The 15710-nt window shown below is 59.9% G+C and carries 14 protein-coding genes; 7 read left to right on the top strand and 7 right to left on the bottom strand.

Annotation, left to right across the window (positions count from 1 at the left end; genetic code table 11):
* Positions 1 to 19 precede the first annotated feature (19 nt).
* Complete coding sequence (locus AC3WP4_RS04200) at positions 20 to 847, top strand: transporter substrate-binding domain-containing protein (protein ID WP_102615088.1); 828 nt, start codon at positions 20 to 22, stop codon at positions 845 to 847.
* Positions 848 to 1004: 157 nt separating this feature from the next.
* Complete coding sequence (locus AC3WP4_RS04205; protein WP_102615070.1) at positions 1005 to 2288, top strand: NAD(P)/FAD-dependent oxidoreductase; 1284 nt, start codon at positions 1005 to 1007, stop codon at positions 2286 to 2288.
* A gap of 233 nt (positions 2289 to 2521) precedes the next feature.
* Here AC3WP4_RS04205 and trxB read toward each other — a convergent pair whose 3' ends face one another.
* Positions 2522 to 3478 (bottom strand): thioredoxin-disulfide reductase, encoded by a 957-nt coding sequence (trxB, locus tag AC3WP4_RS04210; protein ID WP_074873813.1) that lies wholly within the window; start codon positions 3476 to 3478, stop codon positions 2522 to 2524.
* 316 nt (positions 3479 to 3794) lie between these two features.
* Between trxB and cysZ the strand changes: the two genes are divergently transcribed.
* Positions 3795 to 4547, top strand: a complete 753-nt coding sequence (gene cysZ, locus AC3WP4_RS04215; RefSeq protein WP_102615071.1) for a sulfate transporter CysZ — start codon at positions 3795 to 3797, stop codon at positions 4545 to 4547.
* Between the two features lie 40 nt (positions 4548 to 4587).
* The gene (locus tag AC3WP4_RS04220) at positions 4588 to 5787 is read left to right on the top strand and encodes a glycosyltransferase family 4 protein (RefSeq protein WP_102615072.1); all 1200 of its coding nucleotides are present in this window, start codon (positions 4588 to 4590) and stop codon (positions 5785 to 5787) included.
* Positions 5788 to 5909: 122 nt separating this feature from the next.
* Here AC3WP4_RS04220 and AC3WP4_RS04225 read toward each other — a convergent pair whose 3' ends face one another.
* The 3 genes from AC3WP4_RS04225 to AC3WP4_RS04235 all read right to left on the bottom strand — a co-directional run bounded on the left by AC3WP4_RS04225 (position 5910) and on the right by AC3WP4_RS04235 (position 8263).
* Positions 5910 to 7013 (bottom strand): NADH:flavin oxidoreductase, encoded by a 1104-nt coding sequence (locus AC3WP4_RS04225; protein ID WP_076028629.1) that lies wholly within the window; start codon positions 7011 to 7013, stop codon positions 5910 to 5912.
* A gap of 156 nt (positions 7014 to 7169) precedes the next feature.
* The gene (locus AC3WP4_RS04230) at positions 7170 to 7652 is read right to left on the bottom strand and encodes a glutathione peroxidase (protein ID WP_074873809.1); all 483 of its coding nucleotides are present in this window, start codon (positions 7650 to 7652) and stop codon (positions 7170 to 7172) included.
* 125 nt (positions 7653 to 7777) lie between these two features.
* Positions 7778 to 8263: an FKBP-type peptidyl-prolyl cis-trans isomerase gene (locus tag AC3WP4_RS04235; protein ID WP_008150718.1), complete on the bottom strand. Its 486-nt coding sequence runs from the start codon at positions 8261 to 8263 to the stop codon at positions 7778 to 7780.
* Here AC3WP4_RS04235 and AC3WP4_RS04240 point away from each other — a divergent pair.
* The 3 genes from AC3WP4_RS04240 to yihG are packed head-to-tail and all read left to right on the top strand — an operon-like array spanning position 8232 to position 11636.
* Positions 8232 to 8570: a DUF3565 domain-containing protein gene (locus AC3WP4_RS04240; protein ID WP_102615089.1), complete on the top strand. Its 339-nt coding sequence runs from the start codon at positions 8232 to 8234 to the stop codon at positions 8568 to 8570. The genes AC3WP4_RS04235 and AC3WP4_RS04240 overlap by 32 nt on opposite strands.
* A gap of 60 nt (positions 8571 to 8630) precedes the next feature.
* Positions 8631 to 10730, top strand: coding sequence for a phosphate acetyltransferase (gene pta / locus AC3WP4_RS04245; protein WP_102615073.1), 2100 nt, complete (start codon positions 8631 to 8633; stop codon positions 10728 to 10730).
* Positions 10731 to 11636, top strand: a complete 906-nt coding sequence (yihG, locus tag AC3WP4_RS04250) for a 1-acylglycerol-3-phosphate O-acyltransferase, YihG family (protein ID WP_102615074.1) — start codon at positions 10731 to 10733, stop codon at positions 11634 to 11636.
* A gap of 164 nt (positions 11637 to 11800) precedes the next feature.
* Here yihG and cysN read toward each other — a convergent pair whose 3' ends face one another.
* The 3 genes from cysN to AC3WP4_RS04265 all read right to left on the bottom strand — a co-directional run bounded on the left by cysN (position 11801) and on the right by AC3WP4_RS04265 (position 15633).
* Positions 11801 to 13699, bottom strand: a complete 1899-nt coding sequence (gene cysN / locus AC3WP4_RS04255; RefSeq protein WP_074873805.1) for a sulfate adenylyltransferase subunit CysN — start codon at positions 13697 to 13699, stop codon at positions 11801 to 11803.
* Positions 13700 to 13708: 9 nt separating this feature from the next.
* Positions 13709 to 14626, bottom strand: a complete 918-nt coding sequence (gene cysD / locus AC3WP4_RS04260; RefSeq protein ID WP_030128620.1) for a sulfate adenylyltransferase subunit CysD — start codon at positions 14624 to 14626, stop codon at positions 13709 to 13711.
* 248 nt (positions 14627 to 14874) lie between these two features.
* Positions 14875 to 15633: a Nif3-like dinuclear metal center hexameric protein gene (locus tag AC3WP4_RS04265; protein WP_074873803.1), complete on the bottom strand. Its 759-nt coding sequence runs from the start codon at positions 15631 to 15633 to the stop codon at positions 14875 to 14877.
* Positions 15634 to 15710 lie beyond the last annotated feature (77 nt).

Consider the following 15710-nt stretch of genomic DNA (forward strand, 5'->3'; position numbering starts at 1 on the left):
ACGAAAAGTGGAGATGGACATGGTCAGCAAAAAACACGTAATCGCAGCCGCAATGTCGCTGGTGTTCGTCGGCGCCGCCAATGCCGGAGCTGTTCTGGACAAAATCCAGAGCAGTAAAACAATGACCGTCGCCACGTCGGCAACCTGGCCACCCCAAGGGTTTATCAACGACAAGAATGAAATCGACGGGTTTGATATCGACGTGTCCAAGGAGATCGCCAAGCGTCTCGGCGTCGAGGTCAAGTTCATCACCCCCGATTGGGACGTGATCACCGCCGGCAAATGGAATGGGCGCTGGGACATGTCCGTGGGCTCGATGACCGCCACCAAAAGTCGCGCGCGAATTCTCGATTTCCCCGCGACCTATTACTACGTGCCTTACGTGTTTGCGGTTCACAACAAATCCGCCCTCACCGACCACAAAGCGCTCAATGGCAAAACGATCGGTGTCGAAGGCGGCACCACGTCCGAGGACTATTTCAGCCAGGCGCTGGCCATCGAAACCACTGACGTGCCGCCCGTCGTTTATGACGTAAAGACCACAAAAATGAAGACTTACTCCGGTTCCGTCGGACCGCTGGACGATCTGCGTCTGGGTGACGGTACCCGGCTCGACGCCATCCTCACTCAACGCAGCACACTGGACGCCGCTGTGAAGAGCGGTTACCCCCTGCGGGCCGTCGACAATGCAGTGGCGTTCTACGAACCCCTGGCCATTGCCACCGACAAGGGTGACGCGGAATTGAAGGCCAAGCTCGGCCAAATCATCGGCGAGATGCACAAGGACGGCACGCTGACCAAGCTGTCGAACAAGTGGTACGGCGTCGACTACTCAACCGTCAAATAACCCCACCTACCCCTGTGGGAGTGAGCCGGCTCCGGGCGGCGATCCGACGATGGCGGCCTAACATTCAACATTGATACTGAATGTTATGGCCTCATCGTCGGATCGCCGCCCGGAGCCGGCTCACTCCCACAAAAAAGCAATTTTTCAAGGATTGACCATGTCCTTCCCCATCACCTGGTATTCCCAAACCTCGCTGCCCCGCGCGGCCAGGTCCGAATTGAACGCCGACGAAAGCTGCGACGTCTGCATCATCGGCGCCGGGATCGCGGGCCTCACCGCTGCCCTGGAGCTGACCCGGCGCGGCAAACGCGTGATCATCCTCGAAGCCCAGCAAGTCGCCTGGGGCGCGTCCGGTCGAAACGGCGGCGTGGTCTCGCCAGGCTGGGCTGAAGGGTCGGGGGCGATCCGCAAGAAACTTGGTCTGGAGCAGGCCAAGGCGTTATTCCAAATGTCAGTCGAGGGCGTCGAGATCGTCCGCCACAACATTGCCGAACTGGCTCTGACCGGTTGCGCGCCATCGGCAGGCACGATCCGGGTCAAGCGTTACGACGACGGCGCCGAGGTGCAAAACCATATCGAGACCATGCGCCGCGACTTCGGTTATGAACTCAATTTCCTCGATACAGCCCAGGTTCGCGAACGCGCACACACCTTGCGTTATTTCCAGGGTGTCGAAGATCCGAACGCCCTGCACTTCCATCCGCTGAATTATTGCCTGGGCCTGGCTCTCGCCATCGAAGCGGCTGGAGGCCGGATTTACGAACAGTCAAAAATGCTCGCCTGGCATCGCGAAGGCGCCGACAAAATTGTCCAGACCGCCAACGGCACCGTGCGCTGCCAGGACCTGGTGTTCTGCGCCGGCGGCTACGGCGGCCCGGAGTTACAAAAACTCAGCCGCGCCTACCTGCCCATCGCGACCTATGTGGTGCTGACTGAACACCTGGGCGACTCGATCAAAAACGTCCTCGACTCCGGCGCCGCGTTCTCCGACGACCGTCGCGCCTCGGATTACTACCGCGTGGTCGAAGGCGACCGCCTGCTCTGGGGCGGACGCATCACCACCCGCAACGAACAGAACGAAAAGGCCCTCGCGACCATGCTCAAGGCCGACATGGTGTCGGTCTATCCACAACTGGCCCCGGTCAAAATCGAATTGGCCTGGTCGGGCCTGATGGGTTATTCCACCAACAAGATGCCCAACCTGGGATTGCTCGAACCGGGCGTCTGGGCCTGCACCTCGTTTGGTGGCCATGGCCTGAATACCGGTTCGATTGGCGGCAGGGTCATCGCCGAAGCGGTGTGCGGGGAAAGTGCGCGTCATCAGCTGTTCAAACCGTACTTGCTGGACTGGAACGGCGGACCGTTCGGACGGATTGCCGCCAATGCCATTTATCAATCGTTGAAGGTCATGGATTTCGTTCAGGAACGGCTGAAGGGTTGAAGGGCTGAACTGTATCCACCAAGGTAAACGCACTCCTGTAGCAGCTGGCGAAGCCTGCGTTCGGCTGCGAAGCAGTCGTAAAACTTGAGTGCGAGTTCTGCCTGACACACCGTATTGTCTGATTTCGCGACTGCTTCGCAGCCGAACGCAGGCTTCGCCAGCTGCTACAGGGATCTTTTGTGGGCACAAAAAAAACCGGCCGAAGCCGGTTTTTTGTTTCTACAGAATCAGAATCAAGCGTTCTGCAGGTCGTCGAGGTAGCGCTCGGCGTCCAGTGCCGCCATGCAGCCAGCGCCGGCCGAGGTGATGGCCTGACGGTAAACGTGGTCAGCCACGTCACCGGCGGCAAAGATACCTTCGAGGCTGGTGGCAGTGGCGTTGCCGTCACGGCCGCCCTGCACAACCAGGTAGCCGTCTTTCAACGTCAGCTGGCCTTCGAACAGCGACGTGTTCGGGGTGTGGCCGATGGCGATGAACACGCCGTCGACGGTCAGCTCGTCGAAGCTGCCATCGTTGTTCTTCAGGCGGGCACCGGTCACGCCCATGTTGTCGCCCAGGACTTCGTCCAGCGTCGCGTTCAGCTTCAAGACGATTTTGCCTTCGGCAACCCGGGCATTGAGCTTGTCGATCAGGATCTTCTCGGCGCGGAAAGTTTCGCGACGGTGGATCAGGGTGACCTTGCTGGCGATGTTGGCCAGGTACAGCGCCTCTTCAACCGCGGTGTTACCGCCACCGACCACAGCCACTGGCTTGTTGCGGTAGAAGAAACCGTCGCAGGTCGCGCAGGCCGAAACGCCTTTGCCCATGAACGTTTCTTCCGACGGCAGGCCCAGGTAACGAGCGCTGGCGCCGGTGGCGATGATCAGCGCGTCGCAGGTGTAAGTTGCGCTGTCACCGGTCAGGGTGTACGGCTTGGCAGCGAAGTCCACGGCATTGATGTGATCGAAGACGATTTCGGTTTCAAAGCGCTCGGCGTGCTCTTTCATGCGGTCCATCAGCGCCGGGCCGGTCAGGCCGTGGACGTCGCCAGGCCAGTTGTCGACTTCGGTGGTGGTGGTCAGTTGACCGCCGGCTTGCATGCCGGTGATCAGCAGTGGCTTGAGGTTGGCACGGGCGGCATAGACTGCGGCGCTGTAACCGGCAGGGCCGGAACCGAGAATAATCACTCGCGAATGACGGACTTCAGACATGACCTGCTCCTGTTGACCGGCCCGAAACTTCTGGCGCGGAACGCCGGGTTGCCGGCGGGAATAAAAAAGGACCGTTGAAAGCACTTGGGGAAGGCTTGGGTTCGACAGTCCTGTAAAAAGTATGGGGTGCAGCGTATCGAGGGGGCGAAGATTAAGGAAATACGGTTTAACAATCCAGCTCATAGGCGGTCTCTATCCGGTCACGATGGATACATAGGCGCCTTTGTTACAGTTAATGTCGATGCTGCTACCGCGCTTTCGTCTGTCAGGCAAAGCCGGTAAGGTCGGCGCGTTTCCCCTTTGCTCGGAGCACGTTATGCCCGCCCCCGTTCTGTCCGGCCCGCAATACCTGCGCGAAGGCCTCAAGTTGGTCTTGAGCCCAAGCCTGCGTTTGTTCGTGCTGTTGCCCTTGGTGATCAACCTGGTGCTGTTCGTCGGATTGATCTATCTGGCGAGCCATCAATTCAGCCTGTGGGTCGATACGTTGATGCCGTCCCTGCCCGATTGGCTGAGTTTTCTCAGTTACATCCTGTGGCCGATTTTTGTCGTGCTTGTCGTTTTTATGGTGTTTTTCACCTTCACCATGCTCGCCAACGTCATCGCTGCACCGTTCAATGGCTTCCTCGCCGAGAAAGTCGAAGTGGTGGTACGCGGCACCGACGACTTCCCGGCCTTCAGCTGGGGCGAACTGATCGCCATGATCCCCCGCACCCTGTCCCGCGAGATGCGCAAACTCGGCTACTTCCTGCCTCGCGCCATCGGGCTGTTCATCCTTTCGTTCATCCCGGTGGTGAACATCATTGCCGCGCCATTGTGGCTGCTGTTCGGGGTGTGGATGATGGCGATCCAGTACATCGACTACCCGGCGGATAACCACAAACTGGGCTGGAACGAGATGCTCGCCTGGCTGCGCGAGAAGCGCTGGCAGAGCATGAGTTTTGGCGGCAGCGTTTATCTGGTGCTGCTGATTCCGGTGGTCAACATCCTGATGATGCCGGCCGCGGTGGCGGGTGCGACGCTGTTCTGGGTGCGTGAACACGGCGCGGAAAACCTGGTGGTCCAGCGCTGATCCGGTCACAAATTCATCATCCCACCGTCACATTGACGACATGGCCTCAGCCGACACTGAGGTCATGACGACAGCTCTGCATATCACCCTGATCACCGAAACCTTCCCTCCCGAAATCAACGGAGTGGCCAACACCCTCGGCCGCTTGTGTGACGGCTTGCGCGCGCGCGGGCATCAGGTCGAACTGGTGCGGCCACGACAGGGTTGCGATCAGCAACTGGGCAGCGACGATGCGTTGTTGCTGTGCCGGGGCTGGCCGCTGCCGGGTTATCCCGGCTTGCAATGGGGCCAGTCGTCGATGCACAAACTGCTGCGGCGCTGGAAGCGGCATCGGCCGGACGTGCTGTACATCGCCACGGAAGGACCGCTGGGATTGTCCGCGTTGCGCGCGGCGCGGCGCTTGGGGATTGCCGTGGTCAGCGGCTTTCACACTAATTTCCAGCAGTACTCCAGCCAGTATGGGCTTGGTCTGCTGACGCGATTGCTGACCCACTACCTGCGCTGGTTTCACAATCGTTCGACGCTGACCCTGGTGCCGAGCGCGAGTCAAAGAATGGAACTGGAGCGCCGGCATTTCGAGCGCCTGGCGCTGCTGTCGCGAGGGGTCGACAGCCAGTTGTTTCACCCGACCAAGCGGCTGGCGTCGCTGCGCGAACAGTGGGGTCTGGCCGACAGTGACATTGCCATCATCCATGTCGGTCGCCTGGCACCGGAGAAAAATCTTGGTCTGCTCAAGCGCAGTTTCGAGAAGCTGCGTACGACTTATCCACAGAAAAACCTGAAGTTGATCGTGATCGGCGACGGCCCGCAACGAGCGGTCCTGGAGAAAGAACTGCCCGAGGCGATTTTCTGTGGCTCTCAACGCGGCGAAGCCTTGGCCAGTCACTATGCGTCGGGGGATGTGTTTCTGTTTCCGAGCCTGACCGAGACGTTCGGCAACGTGGTGCTTGAGGCACTGGCTTCGGGTTTGGGTGTGGTGGCTTACGATCAAGCGGCGGCGGCCCAGCACGTTCGCCATGGCTACAACGGCGTACTGGCGATGCCGGGGGACGAAGAGGCGTTTTGCGATGCGGCGTGCTGGCTTCTGGAGAAGCGCGAAACCTTGCGCTGTGTGCGGCTCAATGCGCGCCAGCATGCGAGTCGCCAAGGGTGGGCAGCGATTATCGAGCAGTTTGAAGGGCAGTTGCGCGGGGCTTGTATGGGGGAGCAAGTGGTGCCGAATGCACCGACGGTACTCTGACTCTTCAGTGTGCTTGAGTCCGCCTTCGCGAGCAGCCTCGCTCCCACAGTTGACCGCATTCTTGAGGTAGAACTCGGTTGAAAGTGGGAGCGAGCCTGCTCGCGAAAGGGCCCTGCCAACGCTTAAACCAGGGTCATCAACGCCTCACGGCTGAACGGCAGGATGTCTTCTTCACGGCCGTCACGCACTTTCTGCGCCCAGTCCGGGTCCACCAGCAGCGCACGACCTACCGCCACCAGATCGAACTCATCATTGTTCAAACGCTCCAGCAGTTTTTCCAGGCTGGCCGGCTGCGCGATCTTGTCGGTGTTGACCATGAACTGCAGGAACTCGCCATCAAGGCCGACACTGCCCACGGTGATGGTCGGTTTGCCAGTGAGCTTACGGGTCCAGCCGGCCAGGTTCAGCTCGGAGCCGTCGAACTCCGGCTCCCAGAAACGACGCGTCGAGCAGTGGAAAATATCCACGCCGGCGTCGGACAACGGCTTGAGAAATTCGCCCAACGCTTCGGGTGTTTGCACCAGACGCGCGGTGTAATCCTGCTGCTTCCACTGCGAGAAGCGGAAGATGATCGGAAAGCCTTCGCCGACCGCGGCACGCACGGCTTGAATCAATTCGATGGCAAAACGCGAACGGTTGGCCAGGCTACCGCCGTATTCATCAGTGCGCTGGTTGCTGCCTTCCCAGAAGAACTGGTCCACGAGGTAGCCGTGGGCACCGTGGATCTCCACGCCGTCCATGCCGATGCTCTGGGCATCTTTGGCGGCCTGGGCAAATGCGGCGATCACGTCCTGGATATCTTGCTGGGTCATGCCGTGAACTACGACCTGACCGTCCTTCAGTTTCTCCGACGGACCGTAACCCGGCACGCTGGCGTCCGGCTCGGTGCCGATACGGCGCACGCTGCCGACATGCCACAGCTGAGGAACGATCTTGCCGCCCTCGGCATGAACCGCGTCGACTACTTTTTTCCAGCCGGCCAGCGCCGCTTCACCGTAGAAATGCGGCACGTTCGGGTAACCGTTGGAAGCCTTGTGGCCGACGGTGGTGCCTTCGGTGATGATCAGGCCCACACCCGCAGCGGCGCGGCGACGGTAGTACTCGATCACTTTGGAATTGGGCACGCCACCCGGCGAAAACGAACGGGTCATCGGCGCCATGACGACGCGGGTCGGCAATTCGAGTGTGCCGAGGTGGAACGGTTTGAACAGGGCTTTGACGGGCATGGGACGCTCCACGAAAACGGTATCGACGGGACAGAGATTTTATGACGGCGATAATATGCGGAGCGGCAAGCGATGCACAGCACTATTGATTTTGGTGATTGAGGTTCAAAAGGCGGGCATAAAAAATCGCAGCTCGGTGGCTGCGATTTTTTTGGTTCAGCTCAGCGCTTTTTCGATCGCATGAACGACAGTCGGATCATCCGGCGCCGTGCGCGGCGAGAACCGCGCCAGCACGCGACCATCCTTGCCCAGGAGGAATTTTTCGAAGTTCCAGGTAATGTCACCGGGAAATTCAGCACCCTCGCCCGCCAGCAGACGGTACAGCTGATGACGGTCATGACCGTTGACTTCCAGCTTGCTGGACAACGGAAAACTCACACCGTAGTTGAGGCTGCAAAACGCCTGGATCTCTTGCTCGGTACCCGGTTCCTGCCCGGCAAACTGGTTGCACGGCAGGCCCAGTACGCTGAAGCCTTTGTCCTTGTATTGCTGGTAGAGGTTTTCCAGCGCCGCGTATTGTGGGGTCAAGCCACATTTGGAGGCGACGTTGACCACCAGCACGACGAGCCCCTTGAAGGGCGCCAGAGGTAGTTCCTGACCATCCAGGCCTGTCAATTTAAGGTCGTGAAAAGCACTCATGACGAACTCCAGATTCCCGTGTTCTTCTCGAAACAGCCACTTGGCGGTGTCACCAGGGACAGCCGCGGACTAAAAAAGGCGCCCCTCGGGCGCCTCTCCAGTTCTCGAAAGCTTAGCGCAGAAAATCAGTGGTGATGGCCACCTTCGCCATGGACGTGACCATGAGCGATTTCTTCCTGGCTGGCATCGCGGATGTCGATGATCTTGACCTGGAAATTCAGACGCTGACCGGCCAACGGGTGGTTGCCGTCGACGGTGACATCGTCGCCATCCAGATCGCGAATGGTGACGATCTGCATCTGGCCGTCCGGAGCGGATGCGTGGAACTGCATGCCCACTTCCAGCTCGTCGACGCCTTCGAACATGCTGCGGCTCAAGGTGCTGACCAGTTCGGCAGCGTATTCGCCGTAGGCATCTTCAGGTTCAACGGCTACGGTCAGCTCGTCGCCGACTGTTTTGCCTTCCAGTGCCTTTTCCAGGCCCGGGATGATGTTACCTGCGCCTTGCAGGTAGACCAGCGGCGCGCCGCCGGCGGAGCTGTCGATGACCTCACCAGCGTCGTTGGTCAGGGTATAGTCGATGGAGACAGCCTTATTGGCGGCGATCAGCATGGGGCGAGACCTTTTGCATAAGAATGAAGAATGGCCAAGTTTAGCGAAGCAATCGCCCGAAAGCGAACACAACCCGGACAGACGGGTGACGGCGAAAGGCTCGACGGTCACAGGCTTCCATCAGGATGAGGACGGGCACTGGGTGGCTGAGCTTTCCTGTGGTCATACCCAGCATCTGCGGCACCAGCCACCGTGGCAATCCCGGGCCTGGGTACTGGACCCTTTGCTGCGTAATGAAAAAATAGGCCAACCCTTTGATTGCGGTTGGTGCGCACAAGGCTCGGTTAGCGATAACCTTGGCGACTGAAATTCGGTAAACGGCCAGACATAGGTCGTCACCATTGCCATGCACCTCCAGAGAATTCGCATGCAAACTTTTTTTATCGCGCCCACCGATTTTGGTGTGGGTCTGACCTCCATCAGCCTCGGGCTGGTACGTACCCTTGAGCGGGCCGGCCTCAAAGTCGGTTTTTTCAAACCGATTGCCCAGCCGCATCCGGGTGACACCGGGCCTGAACGGTCCACTGAGCTGGTGGCGCGCACCCACGGTTTGAAACCGCCTCAGCCGCTTGGCCTGGCGCACGTCGAGCGCATGCTTGGCGACGGTCAGCTGGACGAGCTGCTCGAAGAAATCATCACCCTCTATCAGCAGGCGGCAATCGGCAAGGATGTGCTGATCGTCGAAGGCATGGTGCCGACCCGCAGCGCCAGCTATGCCGCTCGGGTCAATCTGCATTTGGCGAAAAGCCTCGACGCCGAAGTGATCCTGGTCTCGGCTCCGGAAAACGAAGTGTTGACCGAACTGTCCGGTCGAGTGGAATTGCAGGCGCAATTGTTCGGCGGCCCCAAAGACCCGAAAGTCCTCGGCGTGATCCTCAACAAGGTCAAAACCGACGAGAGCATGGAAGCCTTCGCCTCGCGCTTGAAAGAGCATTCGCCCTTGCTGCGCAGTGGCGATTTCCGTCTGCTGGGCTGCATCCCGTTCCAGCCGGAATTGAATGCCCCGCGCACCCGCGACGTCGCCGACCTGATGGGCGCGCAGATTCTCAATGCCGGTGATTACGAAACCCGGCGCATGACCAACATCATCATCTGCGCCCGCACCGTGCGTAACACCGTGGAGCTGCTCAAGCCCGGCGTGTTGGTGGTGACGCCCGGTGATCGCGACGACATCATCCTCGCCGTCAGCCTCGCTGCCATGAACGGCGTGCCGCTGGCCGGCCTGTTGCTGACCAGTGACACCCTGCCCGACCCGCGCATCATGGACCTCTGTCGTGGCGCGTTGCAGGCTGGCCTGCCGGTGTTGTCGGTGAGCACCGGTTCCTACGACACCGCCAACCAGTTGAACGGTTTGAACAAGGAAATCCCGATCGACGACCGCGAGCGCGCGGAGATCATCACCGATTTCGTTGCCAGCCACCTCGACGCCAAGTGGCTGCATCAACGTTGCGGCACGCCACGGGAAATGCGCCTGTCGCCCGCCGTGTTCCGTTATCAATTGATCCAGCGCGCCCAGGCCGCCAACAAGCGCATCGTCCTGCCCGAAGGCAGCGAGCCGTTGACCGTGCAGGCCGCGGCGATCTGCCAGGCCCGCGGCATTGCTCGTTGCGTGTTGCTGGCCAAACCGGCAGACGTCGAAGCCGTGGCTCGCGCCCAAGGCATCGAGTTGCCCCCGGGACTGGAAATCCTCGACCCGGACCTGATTCGCGAGCGTTACGTCGAGCCGATGGTCGCCCTGCGCAAAACCAAAAGCCTCAACGCGCCGATGGCCGAGCAGCAACTGGAAGACACCGTGGTGATCGGCACCATGATGCTGGCGCTGGATGAGGTCGACGGATTGGTGTCCGGGGTCATTCACTCGACCGCCAACACCATCCGCCCGGCCCTGCAACTGATCAAGACCGCGCCGGGCTGCACGTTGGTGTCGTCGGTGTTCTTCATGCTCTTCCCCGAGGAAGTGCTGGTCTACGGCGACTGCGTGATGAACCCGCACCCGAGCGCCAGCGAACTGGCCGAGATCGCCCTGCAAAGCGCCGACTCGGCAGCCGCCTTCGGCATCACCCCGCGCGTGGCGATGATCAGCTATTCCAGCGGTGAGTCGGCTAGCGGCGAAGAAGTCGAGAAGGTGCGCGAAGCGACGTTGCTCGCCCATGAACAACAGAACTCGCTGCTGATCGACGGCCCATTGCAATACGACGCCGCCGCCAACGAAACCGTTGCCCGGCAATTGGCGCCGAACAGCCAGGTCGCCGGTCGCGCCACCGTGTTCGTGTTCCCCGACCTGAACACCGGCAACACCACCCACAAAGCCGTGCAACGCAGCGCCGACTGCGTCAGCCTCGGGCCGATGCTGCAAGGCCTGCGCAAACCGGTGAACGACCTGCCGCGCGGCGCGCAAGTCGATGACATCGTCTACACCATCGCGTTGACCGCGATTCAAGCTGCCAACCGACCTTTGGATCTTTAAATGCTGGATTCCCTACCCGCACCGTTGCGAGGCGTCATTGCCTCGCTGCTGTTGGCGCTGAACACGATTGTCTGCTGCACACCGCTGTTCATCGTGGCGATTTTCAAACTGCTATTGCCCTTCCCCGCCGCCCAGCGTTTTACCGATTGGCTGATGAGCCATATCCATGAAGCCTGGATCAGCAACAACAAGGCCTGGATGGACTTGCTCGGACACACGCGCTGGACACTCAGCGGCCTGGAAGGCCTGGACTATCAGCACTCGTATCTGATCACCAGCAACCACCAGAGTTGGGTCGACATCATGGTGTTGCAATACGTGCTGAACCGGAAGATTCGCCCGCTGAAGTTCTTCCTCAAACAGCAACTGATCTGGGTGCCGGTGATTGGCCTGGCGTGGTGGGCGCTCGGTTTTCCGTTCATGAAGCGCTACTCCAAGGCCTACCTGGAGAAGCACCCGGAGAAGAAAGGCAAAGACCTGGAGACCACCCGCAAGACCTGCGACAAGTTCCGCCATAACCCGGTGGGGATTTTCAACTTCGTCGAAGGCACGCGCTTCACCGAAGGCAAGCATGCCCAGCAGAAATCGCCGTTCAAGCATCTGCTCAAGCCCAAGGCTGGCGGCATTGCGTTTGTGCTGGATGCCATGGGTGAGCAGCTGGAAGCCATCGTCAACGTGACCATTCACTATCCGGCCGGCCGTCCTGGTTACTGGGATTTGCTCTGTGGGAACGTGAAGGATGTGGTGGTGCATTTTCAGGAGCTGAAGATTCCGCCGCAGTTCATCGGCAAAAACTACGACCAGGATGGGGAGTATCGATTGCAGTTTCAGGGCTGGATCAACCAGTTGTGGGACGACAAGGACGCGCTGCTTGCACAGATGCATCGCGAGTATCCAGCGAAGTAATCAGGAGCCTGTACTGGCCCCATCGCGAGCAGGCTCGCTCCCACAAGTTCAGTGTTCGCCGAAGATCCACTGTGGGAGCGAGCCTGCTCGCGATGGCGGTTTCAGGGCACAAAAAAACCCGCCGATGATCACTCATCGGCGGGTTTTTCGTTTGCGGCTAACGCTTAGATCGCGCCACGCTTGCGCAGCAGATCCAGCACTTGCTTGACGCTTTCTTCCAGCGACAGCGACTGGGTATCGACCACGAGGTCGGCGTCCAGCGGCACGTCGTACGGGAAGGAATCGCCCGGGATGTTATCCCCGGCCGCCGCGTACAGGCCTTGTGGGTCACGCTCGGCACAGACTGTCGGCGAGGCCTGGACGTAGACCGTCAGCAGACGCTCCTTGCCGATCAGCTCGCGAGCCTGCTCACGACCTTCGGCACTCGGCGCAACGAAGGCTGCCAAGGTCAGCAAGCCGGCTTCGTTGAACTGACGCGCAACGTGCGCCGCACGACGCCAGTTCTCGGTACGCCCGGCACGATCCTGCGGCAGACCTTTGTTCAGGTCGTGACGCAGGTTCTGGCCATCGAGTACAAACACCGCGCGGCCCATATCGAACAGCTTGCGTTCAACGGCGTAAGCCAAAGTGCTTTTGCCGGCGCCCGACAAGCCGCTGAACAAAACGGTGGCCGGTTGCTGACCGAAGCGCTGGGCGCGTTCTTCGGTGGCGACGTGCGCCAGTTTGCCGTGATGCGTGCTGGTGCCATGGCTCAACGGCTGAGCGATGATCATGCCGGCCGCGACGGTGCCATTGGTCAGTCGATCGATGACGATGAACGAACCGGTGGTGCGGTTGCTCGCGTAACCGTCCAGCGCAATGGCCGCGTCGAGGCTGATCTTCACCCGACCGATTTCGTTCAGGTGCAACGAACTGGCCGGACCTTCTTCCAGGGTGTTCACGTCAACGCGGTTGACGATGCTGGTGATCGAACCCGGCACGTAAGTGGTGGCGCGCTTGATATCGTATTTCTTGCCCGGCAGCATCGGCTCTTCGGCCATCCACACCAGCATGGCGTCGAAGGCATCGGTCACTTGCGGCTGGTTGTCGGCGTGCACCAGCAAGTCACCGCGGGAGATGTCGATTTCGTCTTCCATGGTCAGCGTCACCGCTTGACCAGGACCGGCGTGCTCCAGTTCACCTTCGAAGGTGACGATGGACTTCACACGGCTGCTCTTGCCCGATGGCAACACCACGACTTCGTCGCCCTTGTGCACGACGCCGCTGGCCAGGGTACCGGCGAAACCACGGAAGTTCAGGTTCGGACGGTTAACGTACTGCACCGGGAAACGCAGGTCGGTGTAGTTGCGGTCGCTGGCGATCTCGACGGTTTCGAGGATTTCCATCAGCGACTGGCCGGTGTACCACGGCGAGCGCTCGGATTTGTTCACCACGTTGTCGCCTTTCAGCGCCGACATCGGAACGAAAGCCATGGTGGTCGGCTTGAACGCGATGCCGTCGGCGAACTTCAGGTAATCGGCCTTGATCGACTCGAAGACTGTTTCGTCGAAACCGTTGAGGTCCATCTTGTTGATGGCAACAACGATGTGTTTGATGCCGAGCAACGAGGCAATGAAGCTGTGGCGACGGGTCTGGGTCTGCACGCCGTAACGGGCGTCGACCAGGATGATCGCCAGGTCACAGGTGGACGCACCGGTGGCCATGTTGCGGGTGTACTGCTCATGGCCAGGGGTGTCGGCGATGATGAATTTGCGCTTGGCGGTGGAGAAGTAGCGGTAAGCAACATCGATGGTGATGCCCTGCTCACGCTCGGCCTGCAGGCCGTCGACCAGCAGTGCCAGGTCGATGTCATCGCCCGTGGTGCCGACTTTTTTCGAGTCGCGGGTAATGGCTTCCAGGTGATCTTCGTAGATCATCTTGGAGTCGTGCAGCAGGCGCCCGATCAGGGTGCTCTTGCCGTCGTCGACGTTGCCACAGGTCAGAAAGCGCAGCATTTCCTTGCGTTCGTGCTGGCCCAGGTAGGCGAGGATGTCCTCGCTGATCAAATCAGATGCGTGCGACATGACAACCCCTTAGAAATAACCCTGACGTTTCTTTTCTTCCATCGAGCCTGCGCCATCGTGATCGATGACCCGGCCCTGGCGTTCGGAAGTTCGCGTCAGGAGCATTTCCTGAATGATGTCGGTCAGGCTGGTGGCCTCGGACTCGACCGCACCGGTCAACGGGTAGTCGCCCAGCGTACGGAAGCGGACCTTCTTCTTGACGATGCGCGCCTTGTCTTCATCGCTCAGGTGATTGAGCAGGCGTTCGTCGTCGATCATGATCCAGGTGCCGTTCATCTCGATGACGTCGCGCTCGGCGGCGAAATACAGCGGCACAATCGGGATGCCTTCGAGGTAGATGTACTGCCAGATGTCCAGTTCGGTCCAGTTCGACAACGGGAAAACACGGATCGATTCGCCCTTGTTGACCTTGCCGTTGTAGACGTTCCACAACTCTGGACGCTGGTTTTTCGGGTCCCAGCGGTGCTTGGTGTCACGGAAGGAATACACGCGCTCTTTGGCACGGGATTTCTCTTCGTCACGACGGGCACCACCGAAAGCGGCGTCGAAACCGTACTTGTCGAGGGCCTGCTTGAGGCCTTCGGTTTTCATGATATCGGTGTGCTTGGCGCTGCCGTGGGTGAGCGGGTTGATGCCCTGCGCAACACCCTCGGGATTCACGTGTACCAGCAGGTCAAGGCCGAGCTCTTCGACCATGCGGTCGCGGAACGCGTACATTTCCTTGAACTTCCACCGGGTGTCGACGTGCATCACCGGGAACGGCAGCTTGCCCGGGAAGAATGCCTTGCGCGCAAGGTGCAGCATCACGGCGGAGTCTTTACCGACGGAGTACAGCATCACCGGGTTATCGAACTCGGCGGCGACCTCGCGGATGATGTGGATGCTTTCGGCCTCCAGCTGTTTCAGATGCGTCAGTTTGTCGACCATGGCTACTCACGAAAACGATCTTATGGACGGCCAGCGGGCCGTGTTCGAGCGAGGAATCCTAGCACAGCGTCCTCTTCTAATCAGGACGCCGACTAGATCGAAAGGGTATATGAATATACCTGCCCGTTCGGGTGCACCGGGTCCTGTGGGAGTAAGCCTGCTCGCGATAGCGGTGTGTCAGTCGCATCAATGTCGAATGTGACGCAGCCATCGCGAGCAGGCTCGCTCCTACAGTGGGTATGGGTGATTCAGATAGGATTCGGGCAATCGATGAAGATGTGCTCGAGGGCAAAGCGCCGGGCCAGATAATCGCCCAACGCCTGCACGCCATAACGCTCGGTGGCGTGATGACCGGCGGCGATGAAACTGATGTCGTTTTCCCGGGCGCTGTGGAAGGTCTGCTCGGACGCCTCGCCGCTGAGGTACAAGTCAACGCCAGCCAGCACGGCCTGATCGATGTAACCCTGGCCGCCACCAGTGCACCAGCCAACGCGGCGAATCATCTCGCTGCCTTCGATCAGCAACGGTTCGCGGCCCATGACTTCCTGTACGCGACGGGCAAAATCCCGGGCCGTCACCGGCTCGTTCAATGAACCGACCAGGCCGACAACTTTAAGGTTGTCCGGATCCAATGGACCTTCCACAGTGATATCGAGCTGACGTGCCAGCTGAACGTTATTGCCGACTTCCGGGTGCAGATCCAGCGGCAAGTGATAAGACAACAGGCTGATATCGTGCTTGAGCAGGGTTTTCAACCGGCGCTGCTTCATCCCGGTGATGCACGGATTCTCGCCCTTCCAGAAATAGCCGTGATGCACCAGTATCAGGTCGGCGCGGACTTCCACAGCGGCGTCGAGCAATGCCTGGCTGGCGGTGACGCCACTGACGATGCGCATGACCTGCGGCCGGCCTTCGACCTGCAACCCGTTGGGGCAGTAATCGGCAATTTTTGCACTGTTAAGGTAACGGTCGGCTTCTTCGACCAGGGTGCTCAGGGCGACGGCCATAAAAGACTCCTAAATATCCCGTTCAGAGGCACGTTTCGCCTCGTATAATGCGCGACATTATGGGCGGTCTCATACCG

This window comes from Pseudomonas sp. FW305-20, assembly GCF_058788075.1.